Source organism: Mesorhizobium sp. M1217 (genome assembly GCF_040318275.1).
Taxonomy (GTDB): Bacteria; Pseudomonadota; Alphaproteobacteria; order Rhizobiales; family Rhizobiaceae; genus Mesorhizobium.
On sequence record NZ_JAMYMA010000024.1, the window covers coordinates 68,396 to 89,808 of the forward strand.

At 63.9% G+C, this 21,413-nt stretch carries 25 protein-coding genes and 1 pseudogene; 14 read left to right on the forward strand and 12 right to left on the reverse strand.

Annotated elements, in window-relative coordinates; translation table 11 throughout:
- Window positions 1-7 precede the first annotated feature (7 nt).
- The 6 genes from NKH37_RS30070 to NKH37_RS30095 all read right to left on the reverse strand — a co-directional run bounded on the left by NKH37_RS30070 (window position 8) and on the right by NKH37_RS30095 (window position 4,868).
- Window positions 8-292, reverse strand: a complete 285-nt coding sequence (locus tag NKH37_RS30070) for a muconolactone Delta-isomerase family protein (RefSeq protein WP_023716817.1) — start codon at window positions 290-292, stop codon at window positions 8-10.
- Window positions 271-1,305, reverse strand: a complete 1,035-nt coding sequence (locus NKH37_RS30075; protein WP_084642367.1) for a thiamine pyrophosphate-dependent dehydrogenase E1 component subunit alpha — start codon at window positions 1,303-1,305, stop codon at window positions 271-273. Before NKH37_RS30075 ends, NKH37_RS30070 begins: the two co-directional genes overlap by 22 nt.
- Entirely contained in the window at window positions 1,302-2,309 is a 1,008-nt protein-coding gene (locus NKH37_RS30080) for an alpha-ketoacid dehydrogenase subunit beta (protein ID WP_023716819.1), read from the reverse strand. The genes NKH37_RS30075 and NKH37_RS30080 overlap by 4 nt, the downstream gene beginning before the upstream one ends.
- A 95-nt stretch (window positions 2,310-2,404) precedes the next feature.
- Window positions 2,405-2,878 carry a VOC family protein gene (locus NKH37_RS30085; protein ID WP_023716820.1) on the reverse strand — a complete coding sequence of 158 codons (474 nt, stop codon included), beginning with the start codon at window positions 2,876-2,878 and terminating at the stop codon, window positions 2,405-2,407.
- A 19-nt stretch (window positions 2,879-2,897) separates the two neighbouring features.
- A complete protein-coding gene (locus NKH37_RS30090; RefSeq protein ID WP_023716821.1) occupies window positions 2,898-3,695 on the reverse strand; it encodes an SDR family NAD(P)-dependent oxidoreductase in 798 nt (265 codons plus the stop codon).
- Window positions 3,696-3,734: 39 nt separating this feature from the next.
- Entirely contained in the window at window positions 3,735-4,868 is a 1,134-nt protein-coding gene (locus tag NKH37_RS30095) for an enolase C-terminal domain-like protein (protein ID WP_023716822.1), read from the reverse strand.
- A gap of 246 nt (window positions 4,869-5,114) precedes the next feature.
- On the opposite strand from NKH37_RS30095, the gene NKH37_RS30100 reads away from it, so the two are divergent.
- From NKH37_RS30100 to NKH37_RS30115, 4 genes are all read left to right on the forward strand, one after another.
- Window positions 5,115-6,302: an ABC transporter ATP-binding protein gene (locus tag NKH37_RS30100; RefSeq protein WP_352857731.1), complete on the forward strand. Its 1,188-nt coding sequence runs from the start codon at window positions 5,115-5,117 to the stop codon at window positions 6,300-6,302.
- Between the two features lie 172 nt (window positions 6,303-6,474).
- Window positions 6,475-6,711 carry a biotin/lipoyl-containing protein gene (locus tag NKH37_RS30105; RefSeq protein WP_023716824.1) on the forward strand — a complete coding sequence of 79 codons (237 nt, stop codon included), beginning with the start codon at window positions 6,475-6,477 and terminating at the stop codon, window positions 6,709-6,711.
- Between the two features lies 1 nt (window position 6,712).
- Window positions 6,713-7,204: a MaoC family dehydratase gene (locus tag NKH37_RS30110; protein ID WP_023716825.1), complete on the forward strand. Its 492-nt coding sequence runs from the start codon at window positions 6,713-6,715 to the stop codon at window positions 7,202-7,204.
- The gene (locus tag NKH37_RS30115) at window positions 7,204-8,412 is read left to right on the forward strand and encodes a CaiB/BaiF CoA transferase family protein (protein WP_352484086.1); all 1,209 of its coding nucleotides are present in this window, start codon (window positions 7,204-7,206) and stop codon (window positions 8,410-8,412) included. The genes NKH37_RS30110 and NKH37_RS30115 overlap by 1 nt, the downstream gene beginning before the upstream one ends.
- A gap of 6 nt (window positions 8,413-8,418) precedes the next feature.
- On the opposite strand, the gene NKH37_RS30120 is transcribed toward NKH37_RS30115, so the two are convergent.
- Entirely contained in the window at window positions 8,419-8,712 is a 294-nt protein-coding gene (locus NKH37_RS30120) for an AMP-binding enzyme (RefSeq protein ID WP_352494032.1), read from the reverse strand.
- On the opposite strand from NKH37_RS30120, the pseudogene NKH37_RS30125 reads away from it, so the two are divergent.
- Window positions 8,711-9,247, forward strand: a pseudogene (locus tag NKH37_RS30125) (LacI family DNA-binding transcriptional regulator); the annotation flags it as partial. The gene NKH37_RS30120 and the pseudogene NKH37_RS30125 overlap by 2 nt on opposite strands.
- Window positions 9,248-9,332: 85 nt before the next feature.
- Window positions 9,333-9,767 (forward strand): substrate-binding domain-containing protein, encoded by a 435-nt coding sequence (locus NKH37_RS30130; protein WP_352494013.1) that lies wholly within the window; start codon window positions 9,333-9,335, stop codon window positions 9,765-9,767.
- A 45-nt stretch (window positions 9,768-9,812) separates the two neighbouring features.
- On the opposite strand, the gene NKH37_RS30135 is transcribed toward NKH37_RS30130, so the two are convergent.
- The gene (locus tag NKH37_RS30135; protein ID WP_352588941.1) at window positions 9,813-10,970 is read right to left on the reverse strand and encodes a fumarylacetoacetate hydrolase family protein; all 1,158 of its coding nucleotides are present in this window, start codon (window positions 10,968-10,970) and stop codon (window positions 9,813-9,815) included.
- A 225-nt stretch (window positions 10,971-11,195) separates the two neighbouring features.
- Here NKH37_RS30135 and NKH37_RS30140 point away from each other — a divergent pair, with 225 nt between their 5' ends.
- From NKH37_RS30140 to NKH37_RS30170, 7 genes are all read left to right on the forward strand, one after another.
- Window positions 11,196-12,479 carry an NAD(P)/FAD-dependent oxidoreductase gene (locus NKH37_RS30140; protein WP_023716831.1) on the forward strand — a complete coding sequence of 428 codons (1,284 nt, stop codon included), beginning with the start codon at window positions 11,196-11,198 and terminating at the stop codon, window positions 12,477-12,479.
- Between the two features lie 84 nt (window positions 12,480-12,563).
- The gene (locus tag NKH37_RS30145) at window positions 12,564-13,451 is read left to right on the forward strand and encodes an ABC transporter permease (RefSeq protein ID WP_352484081.1); all 888 of its coding nucleotides are present in this window, start codon (window positions 12,564-12,566) and stop codon (window positions 13,449-13,451) included.
- The gene (locus NKH37_RS30150; protein ID WP_023716833.1) at window positions 13,448-14,326 is read left to right on the forward strand and encodes an ABC transporter permease; all 879 of its coding nucleotides are present in this window, start codon (window positions 13,448-13,450) and stop codon (window positions 14,324-14,326) included. Before NKH37_RS30145 ends, NKH37_RS30150 begins: the two co-directional genes overlap by 4 nt.
- Complete coding sequence (locus tag NKH37_RS30155) at window positions 14,311-15,381, forward strand: ABC transporter substrate-binding protein (RefSeq protein WP_352484080.1); 1,071 nt, start codon at window positions 14,311-14,313, stop codon at window positions 15,379-15,381. The genes NKH37_RS30150 and NKH37_RS30155 overlap by 16 nt, the downstream gene beginning before the upstream one ends.
- 59 nt (window positions 15,382-15,440) lie before the next feature.
- On the forward strand, window positions 15,441-16,049 hold the full coding sequence (locus NKH37_RS30160; protein ID WP_023716835.1) for a cupin domain-containing protein: 609 nt from the start codon (window positions 15,441-15,443) through the stop codon (window positions 16,047-16,049).
- A complete protein-coding gene (locus NKH37_RS30165) occupies window positions 16,039-17,124 on the forward strand; it encodes an ABC transporter ATP-binding protein (RefSeq protein WP_023716836.1) in 1,086 nt (361 codons plus the stop codon). The genes NKH37_RS30160 and NKH37_RS30165 overlap by 11 nt, the downstream gene beginning before the upstream one ends.
- Before the next feature lie 221 nt (window positions 17,125-17,345).
- Window positions 17,346-17,981 (forward strand): 2'-5' RNA ligase family protein, encoded by a 636-nt coding sequence (locus NKH37_RS30170; protein WP_352484078.1) that lies wholly within the window; start codon window positions 17,346-17,348, stop codon window positions 17,979-17,981.
- Between the two features lie 17 nt (window positions 17,982-17,998).
- Here the strand turns inward: NKH37_RS30170 and NKH37_RS30175 are convergent, their stop codons facing one another.
- Window positions 17,999-18,478 (reverse strand): SRPBCC family protein, encoded by a 480-nt coding sequence (locus tag NKH37_RS30175; protein WP_023716838.1) that lies wholly within the window; start codon window positions 18,476-18,478, stop codon window positions 17,999-18,001.
- 2 nt (window positions 18,479-18,480) lie between these two features.
- Window positions 18,481-18,831 carry an ArsR/SmtB family transcription factor gene (locus tag NKH37_RS30180; protein WP_031193345.1) on the reverse strand — a complete coding sequence of 117 codons (351 nt, stop codon included), beginning with the start codon at window positions 18,829-18,831 and terminating at the stop codon, window positions 18,481-18,483.
- 174 nt (window positions 18,832-19,005) lie between these two features.
- Between NKH37_RS30180 and NKH37_RS30185 the strand changes: the two genes are divergently transcribed.
- Window positions 19,006-19,359: an ArsC family reductase gene (locus NKH37_RS30185; protein WP_352494015.1), complete on the forward strand. Its 354-nt coding sequence runs from the start codon at window positions 19,006-19,008 to the stop codon at window positions 19,357-19,359.
- A gap of 205 nt (window positions 19,360-19,564) precedes the next feature.
- On the opposite strand, the gene NKH37_RS30190 is transcribed toward NKH37_RS30185, so the two are convergent.
- Window positions 19,565-19,915, reverse strand: coding sequence for a DUF488 domain-containing protein (locus NKH37_RS30190; protein WP_352639073.1), 351 nt, complete (start codon window positions 19,913-19,915; stop codon window positions 19,565-19,567).
- A 57-nt stretch (window positions 19,916-19,972) separates the two neighbouring features.
- Window positions 19,973-21,229, reverse strand: coding sequence for an aminopeptidase (locus tag NKH37_RS30195; protein ID WP_352639074.1), 1,257 nt, complete (start codon window positions 21,227-21,229; stop codon window positions 19,973-19,975).
- Between the last annotated feature and the right edge of the window lie 184 nt (window positions 21,230-21,413).

Genomic DNA, 21,413 nt, shown 5'->3' on the forward strand with positions numbered 1-21,413 from the left:
TCCTTCGTCAGCTTCGGCCCGGATCAGAAGGATGCGCTGCCAGCGGCCGCACCACCACCTTCAGCCAGGGGTAGAACGGCAGCGACGCGATCGCCTCATGCAGCGCGGTCGCGTCGGGCGCCTCCCAGATGCCGAAATTCGCCCATCGGCCCGGCTGACGCCACAGCCGGCGCACGATGCCGGCCGCGGCCAATTCCTTGGCGCGACGGCCTTCTGCCGCGATCAGCTCCGCCTTTTGCCGGGGGTCGCCGTCGGGCGGGAAATTGACCTCTATTTCGACCAGAAATTCCATCTCTGGTCCCCTCCAGCCGAATGGGCGCCGACATGCGACAGGATTTCGCCGAGATCCGGCGCCGGTGAGTCCAGCACCTCCATTGTCGCCCGCTCCACGGCATCGCTTATGTCGGCCTTAAGCTGGTCGAGACCGCCCGGCGCCAATATTTTTTCGCCGGCCAGCCGCTCTGCCAGGATGTCGATAGGGTCACGCTTCAGCCAGGCATCGAGCTCGCCGGCCGGCCGATAGGTCGCCGGGTCCGAACGTGAATGGCCGGAATAGCGATAGGTCTTCATTTCGATCAGTGTCGGCCCTCCGCCGCGGCGGGCGCGGGCGACGGCGGTCGCCATCGCCTCCGCCACCTTGTCGACATCCTGCCCGTCGGCGACGACGCCCGGCATGTTGTAGCTCGCGGCACGTATGGCGATGTCCTCGACCGGCGTCGACAGCTGGATACGGGTGTATTCGCCGTAGAGATTGTTCTCGCAGACGAAGACCACCGGCAGCTTGCGGATCGCCGCGAAATTGAGCGACTCGTGGAAGGCGCCGATATTGGCCGAGCCGTCGCCGAAAATGGATACGGCGATGCGGTCCTTGCCGCGGGCGCGAGCCGCCATCGCCGCGCCGCAGGCGATCGGCAGGCCGGCGCCGACGATGGCGGCGGTCGGCAGCAGCCCGACCTCCGGCTCGACCAGATGCATGGAACCGCCGAGGCCACCGGCGCAACCGATGACGCGGCCGCAGATCTCGCCGATGACCGCCGTTGGCGACACGCCGAGCGCCAATGCATGGCCATGGCCGCGATAGGTGCAGGTGACGATGTCGTCGGGATCGATCGAGCGCGCGATGCCGACCGAGACGGCCTCCTGTCCGCTGGCAAGATGCGTGCTGCCGCGGACGTGCCCTTCGGCGAAGAGTTTCTGGATGCGCTCCTCGACCGCGCGAATCTCGACCATGCGCGTGAGCTGCTCCAGCCTGTTCTTCAAGGCCTCGCGCCGCACGATCGGCACATTCGAATTGGAGAGCGTCATGCTGCGTTCCTCCACCACGGAAGGGGTGGCTTGTTGGTCGAGACAAGCGTTGCGATCTGTTCGGCCACATAGGCCGGGCTCGGCAGGAAACGGGCTTCGAGAGCGCCGCTATAAGGTACGGGCGCTTCGGGAAGCGTGATACGATGCGGCGGCGCCTTCAGCCGGCCGAACGCTTCGATGGCGATCGACGAGACGACATCGCCGCCCCAGCCGCTGCCGGCCGGCGCCTCTTCGAGCGTCACCAGGCGGCCTGTGCGCACAACCGATTCGGCAACGGTCCGGCGGTCCCATGGCCACAGCGTCAGAAGGTCGACGACCTCGATATTGGCGTGGCTGGTTTCCGCTGCCGCGAGCGCCACCCGCCGCATCGCGCCGCAGGTGACGAGTGTCACGTCGCTGCCGGGCCGCGCGATCTCGGCTTGGCCGAGCGGAATGCGGTAGTTGCGGTCGAATTCGTATTCCTCGCGCTCGGCGTAAAGCACGCGCGGTTCGAGCACCACCACCGGATCCGGATCTTCGATCGCCGACCGCAGCAGGCCATAGGTCGTGCGCGCATTGCTGGTCACCGCGACCTTGAGGCCGGGCGTGCCGCGGAACCAGTGGTCGAGCATCTGCGAATGCTGGCAGCCAAACCCCTGGCCGGCGCCGGCTGACGCGCGCACGACGAGCGGCGTCGTCAGCCGGCCGCGCGACAGATAGCGCATCGTTGCCGCCTGCGTCGTCAACTGGTCGAGCGCGACGCCGATGAATTCGATGAACATCATCTCGACCACCGGCTTCAGGCCGCAGACGGCAGCACCGACCGCGGCACCCATGAACGCCATTTCCGAAATCGGTGTGTCGATCACCCGTTCGGGGCCATGCGTGGCAAGCAGCCCCTCGGTCACCTTGAACGGACCCCCGGCGGCGGCGATGTCTTCACCCATGACGATGACGCTGGGGTCATCCGTCATCGCGTCGTCAAGTGCCCGCAGAACCGCTTGCCGTATCCAGATCTTAGCCAAGGTTCAGACCTCCCAATGCACTGCGCGGATCGTCGATAGCGTCGGCGAAATTATCGCAGCGGAAGAAATTTGGAACGTTTTTATCGGCACTGGCGTCATTCCGGTTTGTAGCTGCCGAAGGCTTGGGCACTTTCGATGAGCTCGACGCGGAAGCCGTCCGGGTCGATCATGTAAACCGCCTTGCCGCCCTTGTTCGGCCCGATCGTCGGTGTCACCGGCGGCGACACGGATTTGACGCCCATCGCCGTCAGTTTTTCGTAGAACGACATGAGGTCATCGACGTTGAAGGCGATGTGGCCATTGCCGACATTGCCGTTATGCATGTCGACGGGAATCTGCTCGACATTGCGGTATTCCAGAAGCTCGAGGCAGACGTCGGTACCGGGCAGGCGCAGGATGGCGCTGTGCAGGTCGACTTCCGGATAGCCGACCAATTCGCCGATATAGGGCGCACGCGGGTTCCATTGGAACGCCAGCTCGAATCCGAGCACGTCGCGATAGAACGCGATCGAGCGGTCGAGCGACCGCACGGTGAAGCCGGTGTGATGGGCTTTCGTGATCCTGGCCATTCCGTCTGCGCTCCTTTGGTCAGGCGTTCAGATAGCCGTCGTCGCACATGACGACATGGCCGGTGACCAGTTCCGAGGCGTCGCTGGCGAGGAACACCGCCGTGCCGATCAGTTCGCGCGGCAAGCCGAGTCGCGGCCGCGGCATGCGCGCCTTGATGAAATCGGCGGTGATCGAGCTTGTCGCTCCCGCCGCCCTGGTCAGCGGCGATTCCATCAGTGTCGGCCCGATGCCGTTGACCCTGACGCCGCGGTCGCGCCACTCGAGCGCCAGTGCGCGGGTGACCTGCAGGACGCCGCCCTTCGACGCGAGATAGGCGCTCGCCCAGGGATAGGCTTTGAACGAGCCGATCGAGGCGATGTTGATGATCGAGCCCTTGTTCTGGCCGAGCATCACTCCGCCAAAGGCCTGGCAGCAGAAATACGTGCCCTTCAGGTTGAGGTCGAGGATGAAGTTGAATTTGTCCTCGGGGAACTCCTCGGCCGGGCTGCGGAAGGCCGAGCCGGCGCTGTTGACCAGTATGTCGATATGGCCGTGACCGCGCTTGACCGCCTCGGCCAAGGCGAAGCACTGGTCGCGCTTGGTGACATCGAGGCTGGCGACCTCGGCTTTGCCACCCTGTTCGGCGATCGTTGCGCGCGTCGCTTCGGCGCCGGCCATGTTGATGTCGGCAACGATGACGGTGACGCCCAATTGCGCGTAGCCGATCGCGATCGCGGCACCCAGCCCGCTGCCGCCGCCGGTCACGACGGCGACGCGGCCGGAGAGGTCGAAGAGGCCCGCTGCATAATTGGCGGGAACGGTCTGGTCGTCGGTCATCGCTATGCCCGTGTCTAGGCCGCTCCGCGGCGGCTTTGGTCAGTCGAGAATGTGGTCGGGATCCTGGTGCGGTTGGCTCAGCGCCCATTCCCGGTTGATCATGTCGCCGAAGCCGGGTTTGGCAGGAAGCGGCTTCATCAGCCCGCCCTTGATGATTTCCGGTTGCACCAGGCTGTCCGCATAGGGGTCGACGCCGCTCCACGGCACGCCCCATTCGACCGGCTTGTCGGAAAAGCCCCAGGCGCTGAACACCTGGCTGTGCACATGCGCGAACATGTGCGGACCGAAATCGACGCCCGCGGCAAGGCACTCGTCGATGATGGCGCGGCCGCCGGTAATCCCACCCATGCAGGTCAGGTCGACGCGCACGCGGTCGACGGAGCCGGCCATGATCAGCGCTTCGGGATAGTAAGAGCCGCCCTGTTCGTCGCCTTGCCAGATCGGCATCGGCACGCGTTTGCGCAGCTCGGCGAGCTTCCTGGCGTTTCCCGGCGGGAAGATGTCTTCGATGCAGCCCATATTGAGATCGGCGAGGCGGTTGGCATAGGCGGCAGCCGCGTCGACGTCCGAGAACATCCAGACCAGATCGGTGCCGAGCCAGGCGTCCGGCGCGTTCCTGCGCGCGGCGCGCAGCCGCGCTTCGGATTCATCCAGCGTGACGCCCATTGGCGCCTTGAACCGGCGCCAGCCCGCGGCATAGAGCCCTTTCACCTGGTCGCCGATCTGCTGCGGGTTCATCAGCGCCGGCGGGTAGCCGACGATCGCGGTTGCCGGCATTGGCGCGGTTGTTCCGCCGAGGAACTCGGCGATCGACTTGTCGGCTATCTTTGCTGCCGCGTCCCATGCGGCGAGGTCGACCTGCGACAGCGCGCGCAAGCCGACACCGGCGCTGTGCGAACCGTAGCTGCGCCCCTTGGCTGTCTTGAAGGTCTTCACGCGGTCGCCAACGTCGGTACCGATATAAACTGGGGCGATGCTCTTGCGGATCTGCTCGGCGCAGGCGCCATCCCGCGTCAGCGTGAACGACCAGCCCTCATGGCCGGACTGCGTGCGCAGCCGCACGACCACGAATTCCCTTTGCTTCATCACCCAGTCGCCAAAGATCACCGGCGCCGGCAATTGGCCCTGTATGGCGGCGACGCTGATATCGACGATAGTTGAAGGACCAGGCATTCCATCCCCTCCCAAGGACCCCGGCCGACCCGGGAAAGCGGAGCAACCATAGCCCCGCGAGGCGGTTTGGTCAACCGATTGATCTGGTCTGGTCAAACGATTGACATAGATTCTCGAATTGCCTAGTCTCGCGCCACAATTTCTGGTGCGGGACCGCTTTTGTCGGCAGTCGCCAACGGTGCGAAATGCGCTCCTGCATCGCCCGCGCCTGGCTGCTTGCAGGCCGTTGCGCAGGGAAGGGTGTTGATGGGATCGATCAGCCTGCAGAAGGTCGGCAAGCTCTATGGCGCCGTTTCGGCGGTCCATGGCGTCGACCTTGAGGTCGAGGACGGCGAGTTCGTCGTCTTCGTCGGCCCGTCCGGCTGCGGCAAGTCGACATTGTTGCGCATGATCGCTGGGCTGGAATCCATCACCACCGGCAAGATCAGCATCAATGGCAAGGTGATGAACGAGGTGTCGCCGCGCGATCGCGACATTGCCATGGTCTTCCAGAACTATGCGCTCTATCCGCAAATGACGGTGCGCGAGAACATCGCCTTCGCGCTGCAGTTGCGTAAATTTGCCAAGGCCGAGATCGACCGCCGCGTCAGCGAAGCGGCGCGAATTCTCGACCTCGCCGATCTGCTTGACCGTAAGCCGCGCGAGCTCTCCGGCGGCCAGCGGCAGCGTGTCGCCATGGGCCGCGCCATTGTGCGCGATCCGGAGGCCTTTTTGCTCGACGAGCCGCTCTCCAATCTTGACGCGAAATTGCGCGTCCAGCTACGCGCCGAGCTCAGCCGCCTGCATGTGCGGCTCGGCGTCACCACAATCCATGTCACCCACGACCAGGTCGAAGCGATGACGCTCGGCAGCCGCGTCGCCGTCTTTTCGCGCGGCGCGCTGCAGCAGTACGACACGCCGCACGCGCTCTATCACGCGCCGTCCAACATTTTCGTTGCCGGTTTCATCGGCAGCCCGGCGATGAATTTCCTTGAGGCAACTGTAGTCGATGCCGGGCGCGGCAAGATGGTCGTGTCCATCGGCGACGGTCGGCTGGTTGTGACACCGAAGTCGGATGCCCACGACCTCCCGGCCGGCAGAACATTGCTGGCCGGCCTCCGGCCGGAGCACCTGTCATGGCGGCCTGCAGGCGAAGCTTCGGCCAGCGGGGGGGCAGCAAGCTGTCTGGCCGGCCGTGTCGAGCTGGTCGAACAGCTCGAACCTGAATCCTTCATCGCGGTGGCTCCAGCCAATCCCCAGGTCGTCATCCGCACCGCTGATGATTATTCGATCGGCACTCCCGCCGATCCGGCCGAGCTGGTGCGCCGGGATGCCCGCCTGATCGTGCTTCGCGTCAGCGCCGACAAGGTGCCGCGCCGCGACACGATGCTGGAACTCGTCATCGATGGTAGCCGCGCGCATCTCTTCGACGGCACCACGGGCAAGGCGCTGTGATGAGAACGCGTGCCGCCTCGAATTTCACCGAAGTCTTTGCGCTCGATCTTGGCGGGGGTCTTGTCGTCTGGCAACGAAGAAGTGGGTGTTTTCAAGCGCCCATCCGCCGCGAAGCCTGGCTGCCAGCCGGCGGACTTCCTTCAACCCTCGCCTTGCAGACGGAGAACTGACGATGCGTTCCACACTCAAGATGCCCAAGGTCGGCGATGCCGTCGATGAAGTCGTCATCAGCGAAATCCAGGCCAGCATCGGTGCCAAGATCACCGAGGGGCAAACCCTGTTCACGGTGGAGACCGACAAAACCCAGGTCGAGGTTCCCGCACCCTTCGCCGGAACCGTCATCGAGATATTGATCGCTGTCGGCGATGACGTGAGGACCGGCGCCCCGACCCTGGTGCTCGAGGTCTGACATGCCGAGGGTTCATTCGGCCCGCGACGAAAGGTTTGGCTCGTATCTCGACGACTACGAGATCGGCGACGTGTTCAAGCACTGGCCGGGCAAGACCGTTACCGAGGCCGATGACCACCTCTTTTGCCTGCTGACCATGGCGGCCAGCCCGCTCCACATCGACCGCCATTTCGCCGAGACCGAAATGGCGCAAGGCCGCAATGTCGTCGTCGGCACCTATGTCTACTCGCTGCTTCTCGGCATGAGCGTACCCGACATTTCCGGACGCGCGGTCGCCAATCTCGGCCTTAGCGAGCTGCGCCATCTCGCTCCGTTGTTCCATGGCGATACGCTCTATGGCGAGACCGAAATACTGGCGCAGCGTCCATCCGCCTCCAGGCAGGGCGAGGGGGTTTTGACCGTTCGCACGGATGGGTTCAACCAGGACCGGCTCAAAGTCTGCACATTCACGCGCTCGGTCCTGCTGCCGCTGCGCCCCGGGAAGGACGCGTGATGGACAAGCCGGCTCCGCCAGCGACCAAGACCGTGCCGAAGGCCGAAGCGTCGGGGCCGCTCGACGGCGTCCGCGTCATCGAGCTGGCCACCGTCGTAGCCGGGCCGGGTGCCGGCCGTTATCTTGCTGATTTCGGCGCGGAGGTCATCAAGGTCGAGGGGCCGGGTGGCGATCCGACCCGCCGCATGGGGTGGACCGGTCCGGGGGAAACGGATTCCTATTTCTGGAAACTGGTCAACCGAAACAAGCAGGTCATTGCGCTCGACCTCAAGACCGATACCGGCAAGGAAAATCTCTGGTCGCTGCTGCTCGACGCCAACGTACTGATCGAGAACATGCGGCCGGGCAAGCTCGAGGCGCTGGGTTTTGCGCCGGACGAACTGCTGCGCCGCAATCCCAGGCTGGTGATCCTGCGCATCACCGGTTTCGGCCAGGATGGTCCCTATGCCATGCATCCGGGCTTCGCCACGATTGCCGAGGCGATGAGTGGGTTTTCCGGGCTCCTCGGCGAGGCCGGGGGCCCGCCGCTGCTGCCGCCGATCGCCATGACCGACGAAGTCACCGCCCTTGTCGGCGCCTTTGCGGCGCTGGCGGCGCTGCGTCATGCCGAGCGGACAGGCGAAGGCCAGACAGTCGACGTCAATCTGCTCAACTCGATGTTCCAGATCATGGGGCCGTTACCGTCCGCCTATGCCCATCTCGGCTATCTGCAGCCGCGGCTCGGCTCCGGCATCCCCTACACCGTCCCGCGCGGCACCTATCGTTGCGCCGATGGCGTGTGGGTGGCGATTTCGAGCTCGTCCGATTCCGTCGCCCGCCGCGTCCTGGCCTTGATCGGTCACGGTGACGATCCCCGCTTTGCCGGCTTCCAGGCCCGCAGCCAGAACCGCGAGGCATTGGAGGCCTATGTCGCCGCCTGGGTCGCCGGCCGGCCATCCGAGGAGGTGCTGCGCGAGTTCCGCCGCGTCGATGCGGCAATCGCCAAGGTCCTCGACATGAGGGACATCTTTGACGACGAGCATTTCCGCGCCCGCGGTATGATCGCCGAAGTGGACGGCGTGGTGATGCAGAATGTCGTTGCCGGCATGTCGAAGACACCCGGCCGCCTGCGTCATCAGGGCCGTCCGTTCGACGCCGATACCGAGGCGGTGCTCGCCCGCTTCGCTGGGGGTCGGGGAGCCGCAAAGAAGCCGACGCAGAAGACCTGAACCACTTCAGTCCGGCGCGAGATTTCGGCGCAGCAATTTGCCGTTGGCGCTGCGCGGCAGGCTCGGCACGAAGAACACCTGTTTCGGCCGTTTGTAGGCGGCGAGCCTTTGCCCCGCCAGGGCGACGATATCTTCGGCGCTGACGCTGACGCCTGCCTTGCGCACGACATAGGCCGCGATGACCGAGACATCGTCGCGCACCCGGTGTTCGGCAACGGCGATCTCGGCGACGCCGGGGCAGGGCGCAAGCGCTGCCTCGACTTCCAGCGGCGAGACGCGGAAGTCGCCAGCATTCATCATGTCGCGTTCGATTTTCAGTTTCGCGACATGGAAAACCCGGATTCTGGCGGCGACAATACGCGACGTGGCGCGCGTTTCCGGCGTGTCCGTCGGAACCGTTTCGCGGAGCTTGAACGCGCCTGAGACTGTCAGGCCGGAGACGTTGGGGAAGGTACGCGCGGCAATCCAGTCGCTCGGCTTCCAGCCCGATTCGCGCGCCCAGAACATGCGCCGTCGAAACACCATGACGGTTGGTTTCGTCATCGACGACATTGCCAATCCCTGGCATGCCAGTTGCTTCAAGGCGGTGGACGCGGAAATGCGCCAGCGCGGCTATTCGCTTTACCTGATGAGCACCAACGGCCGCGCCACCGAGGAGGCGGCGGCGATCGACATGCTGCAGCATGGGCGGGCCGACGGCATGATCACGACCATCAACAACGAACAGGATGCGCGCACCATCAAGCGCTTGAAGGAGTTGCGGATTCCATCAGTACTGCTCGATCGCGACATTCCGCTCGAGATCGACGCGGTGCTGACCGAGCACGCCGCCGGGTTACGGCAGGCGACAAGCTATCTGATCGAACTCGGGCACCGTCGCATTGCCATCATCACGGCCGGCAGCGACATCAGGCCGGGCCGTGAACGGGGTGCGCGGCTTCGTCGAGGCGTTCCAGCGCAGCGGCCTGCCGGTGCCGCAGGACCTGATCCGCTCGCAAAGCCTCTCGGTGGACTTCGGTTTCCGCGAGGCCACCGCCCTGTTCCAGATGAAGGAGCGTCCAACCGCCATCATCGCCGCCGGCAACCGCATTCTGGTCGGCGTGCTGCGCGCCATCCAGCAGCAAGGCGTTTCGGTCCCGGGCGATATCTCGCTGATCGGCTGCGACAGGTCGGACGTCGCGCTGCTTTATCCCGGCCCGATCACGCTCATCGACCGGGCCGTCGAGGAGATCGGCCGCACCGCAGCACAGCTTCTGCTGGAGCGGCTCGGCCGCCAGAGCGAGCGGCCGGCGCAACGCATCGCCTTTCCGACCCATCTGATCCTCGGCGGCTCCTGCTTGCCCGTCCCGAAATAGAGGCGGTTCACGGCCTGGTTACTGCCGAATTGGATCGTTCTCTATTCAGATCAGGTCGGCTCTGGCGAGGTCGCGCATCAGATGGCTGGCGCCATAGGTCCAGTGCGGGCAGTCGGGTGACAGCCGCACGCGGTTGACCAAGGCGCCGAACTTGTCCGACGAGATGGTGACGATGTCGCTGACCTTGTGGGTAAAACCCTTGCCTTTTTCGCCGCGATCCTTCGACGGCACGAACATCGTGCCGAGATAGAGCGCGAGCCCGTCCGGGTACTGGTGGTGCGGCCCCATGGCGGCTGCGACCAGCTCTTCCGGCGAACGGCTGATCTCGGCCATCGAACTGGCGCCCTCCAGCGAGAACCCGTCCTCGCCCTCGACCTTCAGCCGTACGACCGCCTTCTTCACGTCGCCGATGGAAAATGTCTCGTCGAACAGCCGGATAAAGGGGCCAAGTGCTGCCGAAGCGTTGTTGTCCTTGGCTTTGCCGAGCAGGAGCGCCGAGCGTCCCTCGACGTCGCGCAGATTGACGTCGTTGCCGATCGTCGCCCCGACAATCCTGCCGCTGCTGGCGGCAATCATGGCGATCTCCGGCTCCGGATTGTTCCATGTCGAAACCGGATGCAGGCCAACATCGGCGCCGAAGCCGACCGAGGCCATCGGCTGGCATTTGGTGAAGATCTCGGCATCGGGCCCGATGCCGACTTCCAGATATTGCGACCAGGCGCCGCGCGCGATCAGCTTGGCCTTGATCTCCATCGCTTCCGGCGAGCCGGGTTTGAGCTTCGACAGATCGTGGCCGATCAGCCCGGCGATGTCGGCTCGAATGGCGTCCGCCTTCTCCGCCGAGCCGCGCGCCTGTTCCTCGATGACGCGCTCGAGCAGGCTGACGACAAAGGTAACGCCAGACGCCTTGATCGCCTGCAGGTCGACGGGGGACAGTAGGTACGGCGTTCCCGGATCGCGCGCTGTCTCGAAACTGTTGGCGGCAATGGCTTCGAGCGGGCCGATCGGCCGCCCCTTGGCCGAGCGGACGTGTCCTGCCGGATCCGGCAATTCGCAAATGTCGCGTACGGTCGGTGCCACATTTGACGTGATGTCGAAGACCGTGCCGTCGCGCACCGTGACCACCAGCGGATGGGAAGCATCGCTCGTCCGGGCGCGGCCTACGAAGAGGCCCTCGGCGGGCAAATGTGTGGCGTTCGTCATGACTTACGTTTCCTGTTGTCTTGTCCTTGGGCCGCGGCACTTTCAACAAATTCCCGCCAAACGTCTATCCCGCTTCCAGGGTGAGCTTTGTCAATTCTTTCCAGCGGTCTTCGCATCGCTGGACCTTGATCGAGCCTGACGTGCGCCAATGGCCATGGAAAACGCTCTTTCAAAATAATGAAATCGTCGCTAGGGTTTTCACTTACTGAAATCTCCAGGTGACGCTTGCGCTTACGGTTTTCCGATCCAATCTGGCAAAAGCCGCGGACAGCAACCGCGTTCCAGTCGCTTTTTCCAGCCGGCCGACGCGTCGATGTCGTCATCGTCGGCGGCGGCATCATGGGGCTGTCGACGGCCTTGCACGCCGCCCGGCTCGGTCTTGCCGTCCAGGTGCTGGACGCCGGCGAAATCGGCAATGGCGCATCCGGCCTGAACGGCGGTCAGGTCATTCCCGGCCTGAAATACGATCCGGACTGGCTGCTGGAGCATTTTGGTCTGGAGCGCGGCGAAGCGCTCGTCAACTTTGCCGCCTCGACCGCTGACACCGTCTTCGAATTGATCCGCGACGAAGGACTGGCGGTGCCGTTCGTCCGTAATGGCTGGATCCAGGCGGCGCATACCGGGACCGCGCTAAAAGCGGCGGCAAACCGGGATCGGCAGTGGCGCGCCCGCGGCGCCGATGTCCGGCTGCTGAGCGCGACGGAGATTGCGACGATGACCGGCGCGCAAGGCTATCTCGGCGGCTGGCTCGATCGCCGCGCCGGTGTCATCGATCCGCTCGCCTACACGTCGGAACTGGCGCGCGTCGCTGCCGCGGCGGGCGTGAAGATCGCCGAACGCCAGAACGTGATGCAGATCAGCAAGGGTGCTGGCATTTGGCACGTTTCGGCGGAAAGCGGCGCCGAACTGAAGGCCAAGGCGGTCGTTCTGGCGACCAACGCCTATACCGGCGGCCTGCTTCCGGGCCTCGCCGAGACGATCGTTCCGCTGCATTCCTTCCAGATCGCGACAGCGCCGCTATCGTCCAATCTCGCCGCGGCGATCCTGCCGGAAGGGCAGCCGGTTTCGGATTCGCGCCGCATCCTCGTCTATTACCGCAAGAGTGCCGACGGCCGGCTGGTGCTCGGCGGGCGCGGCCGCATGGCTTTGCCGAACGGCCCGGCCGACTGGGCGCATCTTGAACGCGCGCTGCTGCGGCTTTATCCGGCGCTGTCAGACATTGCCATTGAAAAGCGGTGGTTCGGCCGGGTGGCAATGACGCCGGACCATCTCCCGCATATCCACGAGCCAGAGAAGGGTCTGCTGGCGGTCGTCGGCTGCCAGGGCCGCGGCATCGGCCTGATGACCGCGCTTGGCGAGCGCATCGCCTCCTATCTGTCGAGCGGCGACACCAGGCAATTGCCGTTCCCGATATCGCCGATCCGGCCGATCCCTTTTCACGCGTTTCGGCAGGTCGGCGTTGCCGCGACCATCGCCTGGTACCGGATGCTGGACGCGTTCGAACGCTGACTTGCATTCCCCAGCGTGAAACAGCTTGACAGTTTCACCAATATGAAAAAAGCTTAGTCGATTTCAAATTTCGACGGACAGTCAATGTCGACCATTGCCGCAACGCAGCCGCTGCCGGAAACCCGGTCTTCGCCAGGCTTCCGTTTCGCTATGCTGCTGCCCGGCGGGCTGGTCACCTTTCTGCTGATCCTTTTCGCCCTTGGCTTGGTGTTCTTCCTTGCCTTCCGCGGCAATGACGGCTCGCTGCTGGGGGCTGGTTTTACCCTTGCGAATTTCGTCACTGTGGCCACCGATCCACTGTACTGGACGGTGACGCTGCGCTCGCTGGGCATCGCCGGCCTGGTCACGCTCGCAACCGTCGTCACCGCCTATCCCGTCGCCTATTATCTGGCTTTCCATGCCGGGCGGCGGCGTGGGCTGCTGCTGTTCCTGCTGACCCTGCCGTTCTGGACCAGCTATCTCCTGCGCGTCTTCGCCTGGAAGATCGTGCTTGCCTATAATGGCGTGCTGAACTCGGCGCTGATTGAAAGCGGCATCTGGTCGGAGCCGACATTGGCGTTCTTGAATACGCCGGCAGCAGTCGTCGTCACGCTCGCCCACGCTTATGCGCCATTCGCTATCCTGCCCATCTACGTGGCGCTGGACACGATCCCGAAATCGCTGCTCGAAGCCGCTTCCGATCTCGGCGCAAAACCGTTCACCAGCTTCCGCCGCGTCGTGCTGCCCAATTCGATGCCCGGCGTGCTGGCTGCGGCCCTCGTCGTTTTTGTGCCGACCGTCGGCGACTACGTCACCCCGGCGCTGGTCGGCGGCCCTGCCAGCACGATGATCGGCACACTGATCCAGGCCGAGTTCGGCAAGGCCAATGACTGGCCGTTCGGCGCCGCACTCGCCGTCGCCGTCATGCTTGTCATTCTCGCCGTGGTGCTGGTGGTGCGCTTCGCCGACCGCCGATACCGCAGCCGCACATGAACACAGCGCGTATCGATGCAAGGCAGGGCGGCGGCTGGCTCGGTGCCTATGTCCTTGCCTATCTGGTGTTCCTGTATTTGCCGATATTGCTGATCCCGCTGTTTTCCTTCAACAATTCCGTCCAGGCGGCATTTCCCCTGCAAGGCTTTACGCTTGAATGGTACGGCACGCTGTTAGGCAATTCGGCGCTGTCCGGTGCGCTCGCCAACAGCCTCGTCATCGGCGCCATTGCCGCCACCGGCGCCACGCTCTGTGGCATCACGGTGTCCTACATGGACCTCTACGGACGCTCGCCGCTGGCCGCCACCATCAGTGCCATAGCGCGGCTGCCGATCCTGATCCCAGGCGTCATCGTCGGCATATCGCTGCTCATCCTCGTCAACCTCGCCGGCTTTGGGCCGTCGCGCATTGCCATTGTGCTCGGCCACATATTGGTGGCGCTGCCGGCGACGGTGGTGGTCATGCGCAGCCGCTTCGCCGCCATCCCGAAGACCATCCGTGAGGCAGCGCTCGACCTCGGCGCCTCCGACTGGACGACCTTCAGGCGGGTGATGCTGCCACTCAGCCTGCCCGCCATTATCTCGGCGTTCATGCTGGCCTTCCTGACCTCGTTCGACGAGTTCATCGTCGCCTTCTTCCTTGCCGGTACCGAGCCGACGCTGCCGCTTTATATCTGGAGCCAGCTGCGCTTCCCGAAATCGCTGCCGACCGTCATGGCGCTGGGCACGGCGATCTTGGCCGTGTCCTTCGTCACCGCCGCACTCGCCGAAATCCTGCGCCATCGCGGGCTTGCCGCCGCTCAGCGGCCAGCGACCGCCAGCCTGTCAAAACCAGAAGAAACCGAAAGAGGAGAACTGCAATGGCATTCGACCTGAAATCGATAACGACAAAGACAGCGAAAACCGGACTGGCCGCCTTCGCGCTGGCGCTTGCGTCGACTGTCGCTTTTGCCGGCGACAAGCTGCAATATTTCACCTGGTCGGGCTATGAGCTGCCCGACTTCAACAAGAGCTTCCTCGCCGCGCACCCGGATGGTGTCGAAGCCTCGATGTTCGGCGACGACGATGACGCTTTCACCAAGGTCAAGGCCGGCTTCCGCCCCGATGTCGCGCACCCATGCTATGACAAGGTGGCGCGCTGGAACAAGGAAGGCCTGCTGCAGCCGATCGACACCAAGCGCATCAAGAACTGGGATTCGATCTTCCCGGTCTTCAAGAACCTGCCCGACCTGCAGGCCGGCGACGGCAAGGTCTGGATGGTGCCGTGGGACTGGGGCAACACCTCGATTCTCTACCGCACCGATCTGGTGAAGAACCCGGAAGCGAGCTGGAACCTGCTCTGGGACAAGCAATATGCCGGGCGCATGGCGACCATCGATGCCGTCCACGACACTCCGGTGGTGGCGGCCCTTCTTGCCGGCGTCAATCCATTCGACATGACGGCGGAACAGATGGACAAGGTTGCGGAGAAACTGCGCGAGCAGCGCCCGCTGCTCTCAAACTACACCACAGACATGACATCGGTCGAACAGGCGCTGGCCAGCGGCCAGCTGGTCGCCGCCATGACCTGGAATGCCTCGGCCACGTCGCTGAAGAAGCAAGGCGTGCCTGTCGAGTTCATGAAGCCGAAGGAAGGCATGCTTACCTGGGCTTGCGGTTTCGTCATGCTCAAGGACGCCAAGAACGTCGACCTCGCCTATGACTTCATCAACAGCCGGCTGGAAACGGACTCGGGCAAATACCTGATCCAGGCCTATGGCTATGGCAGCTCGACCAGCTCGGCTTTCGCTGCCGTGCCGAAGGAGGAGCTGGAGAAATTGCAGCTGCCGTCCGATCCGGAAGTGATGTTGAAGACCACCATCTTCACCGGGCCGATGAAACAGAATGATGAACTCGCCAAGATGTTCGAGAAGGTCAAGGCGGGCGGCTGAGCCTGCTTCTTCCTTCTCCCGCAAGGGGAAGGGAAAGCATTGGCAAAAAGGACGAATGGATGGACATGCTGGACGAAGCGGCTGAGAAGCCGAAGGACGACGCCGACGTCAGGGTCGGCCGGCGCGTGCGGGCGCTCAGGCTGGAGCGTAATCTCTCGCTGGCCGAACTTGCAGCCAAAGCCGGCGTCTCGATCGGAGCGCTGAGCCAGATCGAGCGCGGCATGTCGTCATTGCGGGTCCGAGTGATCTGGCCGCTCGCCGCCGCCCTCGACATCGAGCCGTCCGCGCTGATCGCCGACGGCAACGACGCCGGCAACGATCTTTATTGTGTGCGCGCCAACAGCCGGCGTCAGATCCCGGTCAAGTCGGAAGGCATCGCCAAGTCGCTGCTGTCGCCGCCGGCTGCTGCGCTGACCGGCATGCTGGTGACGGTGGAGGCCGGTGGCGGCACCGCCGAAGCCTACGCCCATGCCGGCCATGAATTCGGGTTCGTCCTTTCGGGCGAGGTCGAGCTGGTGGTCGATTCGACCAGATACGGCCTGAAGGCCGGCGACAGCTTCGCCTTCAAGAGCACCTTGCTGCATGCTTTCCGCAATCCGGGCAGCGAGCGCTGCCAGATCCTGTGGGTCAACACGACCAAGCCGTCCGAGGTTCGCGATGGCACCTGATCCACTCGTCCGGCTGGACAAGGTCTCCAAGATATTCCCCGGCAGCATCGTCGGGCTCGATGCCGTCGATCTCGATATTTCGCGCGGCGAGTTCCTGACCCTGCTCGGACCATCCGGCTGCGGCAAGACCACCAGCCTGCGGGTCATCGCCGGCTTCGAAAGCCCGTCGAGCGGCAAGGTTCTGCTCGAAGGCCGCGACATCAGTGCGCTCAGGCCCTTCGACCGTCCGGTCAATACCGTATTCCAGGACTACGCGCTGTTCCCGCACATGAACGTCGCCGAAAATGTCGGCTTCGGCTTGTCGCTGCGCAAGCTCTCCGGTGCCGAACAGGCAAAGCGCGTCGGCGCAGCGCTCGACATGGTCGGCCTTGCTGAAAAGCTCGGCGCCCGCGTGTCCGAATTGTCGGGTGGCCAGCGCCAGCGCGTCGCGCTTGCCCGCGCCATCGTCTGCGAACCGCGCGTGCTGCTGCTCGACGAGCCGTTATCGGCGCTCGATGCGCATCTGCGCGAACAGATGCAGGTCGAATTGAAGCGACTGCAGTCGCGCCTCGGCACCACTTTCGTCATGGTCACGCACGACCAGACCGAGGCGCTGTCGATCTCTGATCGCATCGTCGTCATGAACAAAGGCCGCATCGAGCAGATTGCGCCGCCGGCGACCCTCTACGACCGGCCCGCCACCAAATTCGTTGCCAGCTTCATCGGCACGATGAACCTTCTGCAGTCGCGCTTCGTCGGCCGTGACGGCGAGCGCTTGCGGTTCGCCGCCGGCGCCCTGCCGCTGGAAGCGGTTTCGGAGACGGGCGAACTGCCTGGCGAGGGCACGGTGCGCACCATCGGCGTGCGTCCAGAGGATTTTTTGGCGACGACCGAAGCGGCGGCCGGCACTGTACCGGTGCGGGTGAACAGCATCGTCTTCCACGGCCGCACCTTGCGCCTTCATGCGGAGCTGGGGCAGGGGACACAGGTGGTGATCGACGCGCCGCGCCGGGCGGAGGGTTTTCAATTCAGCGTCGGCGACGTGGCGCATATCAGCCTGCGCCGTGGCGCCAACTGCCCTATGCTGTCCAGCTAGGCAACGGCCGCGAATACGCCGACCGGGCGATCCACGATTTCCTCGAGATCAAGGGCATCATCGGCGACGGCGCCTGAGCCATCAACATACGGCCGACCGAAATGTGGTTGCGAGCGTTGGTGCTGCCAGTACCGGCGCTTGTATCATTTTCGTTTGATTTGTTCCCTTTTTGTTCTATTCTGCTTGGCTGGGCGGGAATGGCTTTGAGAGGAGCAATGAACATGAATGAGCTGCCCGCATTCAGGATCACCGAAAACGGCCAAGCCGTGTTCAACTGGCAGGAGCTGGATCGGCGCTGGAATGACCGGCTGTTCTTCGCCATTCTTCTTGAAAGTACGATCGCCGTGCCGCTTGCACGCCGGGCCGCCGTCTGGCGGCGAGAATCGGGATTGCGAGGGCAAGTGTTTCCGGCGGAACGCCTGCACATCTCGCTTATTGGGCTCGGCGACTATGATGGACTGCCGGAGGAATTGGTCAAAATCGCCCGCCACGTCGCCTCGATGGTCCAGGCGAAACCGTTTGAGGTGTCGTTCGATCGGTTGTCGGCTTTCGGCGGCGGTGCGTTGGTGCTGCGTGGCAGCGACGGCGTCCCGCCGCTGCAAGCGTTCTGGCGCAATCTTACCGCCCTGATCGCCGACAGCCCGCTGAAGCCCTTTGTGGGGAGCTCCTTTGAACCTCATGTTACATTGCTTCGTGACAAATTGCGGGTTCAAAGGGTTCGAGAACGGGCGATCGAACCCATCAGCTGGACCGTACGTGACTTTGTGCTCATCCGCAGTCTGATCCGGCAAGGCCGGTACGAAGAGCTCGGGCGCTGGCGGTTGAACGGCCACGACGATTCCGTGGCCGCAATGTGAGCCAAGCCAGGGTCCCCTCAGATCGTCTTGACGTAGCCCGCCAACTGATCCGCCACCGTGCCCCAGCCGTCGTAAAAGCCCATCTCCTCGTGGCTGTTGCGCGTGGCTTCGTCGCGGTGGATAGCGGTCGCGGTGTAGCGCGTCGCCTCGCCCTGCGATTGCAGCGATATGACGGCTGTGATGAATGGGTCGCCTGACGGCCGGTAGCCGGGCAGCAGCGCATCGGTCCACACCAGCCGCTCGTTCTGGACGATCTCGAGGTAGCAGCAACGCCTGTCGTTGACCTCCTTGCCGTCGGGCGACTGCATGCGGGTGCGGAACAGACCGCCGGGCCGCAGGTCGATCTCGCAATCGGTGATGATCCACGGCTTCGGCGTGAACCATTGGCGGACATGCTCGGGCTTCGTCAAGGCCGTCCACAGCAGTTCTCGTGGCGCCTCGATCGTCCGTTCGAGCACGAGGTCGAGCTTCGGATCGGGTTGAAAAAACGCGACCATATTCATCTGTCTGTCTCCTTGAGTTTCAGCACGTAGTCGTCGAACTGGTCGAGACGGCGCTCCCACAGCTCACGCTGCTCGGCCAGCCAGCTTTCCGCGAGCTTCAGCGGCTCCGGCGCAAGCCGGTAGGTCCTGACGCGGCCGGCCTTCTCCGAACGCACCAGCCCGCAGCCTTCCAAAACCCTGAGATGCTCGATGAAGGATGGCAGGGCCATCTCGAACGGCTGGGCAAGCTCGCTGACCGAGGCGGGGCTTCGGTTCAGCCGCTCGACCACGCGCCGCCGGGTCGGATCGGCGAGCGCACGGAAAATGCCGTCGATCGGTGGGGGGCTTTCGGTCTGCAGGCTCGTCATGGTCATTTCCTTGCCTCGGCCATTCCGCGTGACCAAAATTAGCTCGGGAAAATAGTTAGGAAAATTCCTTACTATTGGCAAGCGCAAAAATCACGGATGCCTGGCAAGGCAGCTGGAAAAGTGAGAGGCACGGTTTTAGGGTGCCATCAGATTCGACCGATCCGAGGAAGCGTTTTGACGATCACCATGTACGGCATCACCAATTGCGATACGGTCAAGAAGGCGCGTTCCTGGCTGGCGAGCCATGATGTTGCCTATCGCTTTCACGATTACAGGGCAGACGGGCTTGACGCGGATCGGCTGAACGGCTGGTCAGGCAAGGTCGGCTGGGAAATCCTGCTCAACAAGGCGAGCACGACGTTTCGCGAACTGTCGGACGAAGACAGGATGGGTCTAGATGAAAAGAAGGCCAAGGCGCTGATGCTGGCCAAACCGACGATGATAAAGCGACCGGTGCTGGAACTTGGCGATCGCATCCTGGTTGGCTTCAAGCCTGATGTTTATCAAGCGGCGATCCGTAGGAAGTAGGACCGACCCGCCGCGATCCGTCGCGCCCCCCTCTGTCCTGCCGGACATCTCCCTCTCTAGTGGGGAGATTGGATGTCACTTCGGCTTTCGCTAGTCTCCAAAGAAGGGCGCTTTCGGCGAAGCTGCCAATCTCCCCCCTTGAGGGGGAGATGTCCGGCAGGACAGAGAGGGGTGCTGTCCCGCCGGCATGCCGAATTGAGCGCTTCTACTCACGCAAATAGCTCGCCAGCGCCACCGCATTGTTATGCGCCTCGTCATGCGCGCCGTAGAGCAGCGTCACCCGACCTCTGCCCAGCAGAGCGCGCAGCTGGCCGACCGCCTCGCCGTTCCGGTCGAGCTCATCGCGGTATCGCCGCTGGAACTCCGCCCAGCGCGCCGGCTCATGGCCGAACCATTTGCGCAACGCATTGGTTGGCGCGATGTCCTTCAGCCAGACCGTCAGCGCCGCGTCCTCTTTGCGGACGCCGCGAGGCCATACGCGGTCGACGAGCACCCGCTGCCCGTCATCGGGCGCCGGCGGCTCATAGATGCGCTTGACCGCGAGCTCCATTGCCAACTCCGCATGGGCCAGCAGGCGACGCTGCTTGCTGGCTTTCGCTTAGAGATCCCGGGCCTAAACCCACTCGCCTTTGCGCATCACCGGCACGCGGCTGCCGTCCTTATGGACGCCGTCTATGTCGATCTTGTCCGAGCCGATCATCCAGTCGATGTGGATGAAACTCTTGTTGCCGCCGCGCGCCGCGATCGCGTCCTGGCTGAGCGAGGCGCCATCGACGAAGCACTTCGAGTAGCACTGGCCGAGCGCGATGTGGCAGGCGGCGTTCTCGTCGAACAGCGTGTTGAAAAACAAGAGCCCGCTCTTGGCGATCGGCGAGGAATGCGGCACCAGCGCCACCTCGCCGAGACGGCGCGAGCCCTCGTCGGTATCCAGCACCTTTTGCAGCACATCCTCGCCCTTCGTGGCCTTGGCCTCGACGATGCGGCCCGCCTCGAAACGCACCGCAATGCCGTCGATCAGGGTACCCTGATAGGACAGCGGCTTGGTGCTGGTGACATGGCCTTCGACGCGCCTTGCATGCGGCGTGGTGAAAACCTCTTCGGTCGGGATGTTGGGGTTGCAGGTGATGCCGTTCTTGGCGGTCGAGGCGCCGCCCATCCACTCGTGGCCATCGGCCAGCCCGACGGTCAGGTCAGTGCCGGGGCCGGTGAAATGCAGCGCGTGGAAATTGTGGCCGTTCAGCCATTCGGTGCGGCTCTTCAGCGCCGCATTGTGCGCCGTCCAGTTGCCGATCGGGTCTTCGACGTCCACCCGCGAGGCGGCAAAGATGGCGTCGGCGAGCTTGGCCACGGCGACGTCTTCGGCGTCGTCCGGAAACACTTGTTTGGCCCAGGCCTGATCGGGATAAGCCACGATGTTCCAGTTGATGTCGAAGCCGGTGATCTTCTCCAGCGCCGGCTGGTAGGCCATCGAATTCGCCTTGTTGGCACGCGCCACCTTTGCCGGGTCCTGAGAAGAAAGCAGCGACGGATCCTCGCCGCGCACGGCAAGCCTCGCCGCATTATTGGCGAAGGCTTTTGCCATGCCTTCAAAGAGCCAGCCGGCGGCGCGGTCGAAGCCGGCGTCGGCGCCGTAGCGGAAGCGCGCCAGCGTGATCTCGTCATCGTTGAAGATCGGCGTCACCAGGCCCGCACCTGCCTTGTAGGCGTGCTCGACGATCCGCCGCGTCAGAGGCAGCGCGGCGATAGACGAGGTCAGCACCAGATCCTGCCCCGGCTGCAATTGCAGCCCGACCTTGACGGCGACCTCCGCCAGCCTGTCGAGCTTTACCGGGTCGATGGTTGCGGAAACGCCGCGCGAATGTGTGGTCATGATCCTGCCTGCCGTGATTGGGGGACTGTGTCTTACATAGACCGGCGCTACCGACCTTTCCACTCTGATGACGCCGGCAGCCCTAGCACTACTTTGGCAGATTTTTAGTTCCGGGAGCGTTTCGAGGATTCCCAAGAGCGGTTTTGCGTGATTCATGAGAGGTCGGCTGTTGGAGGGGCCGGCC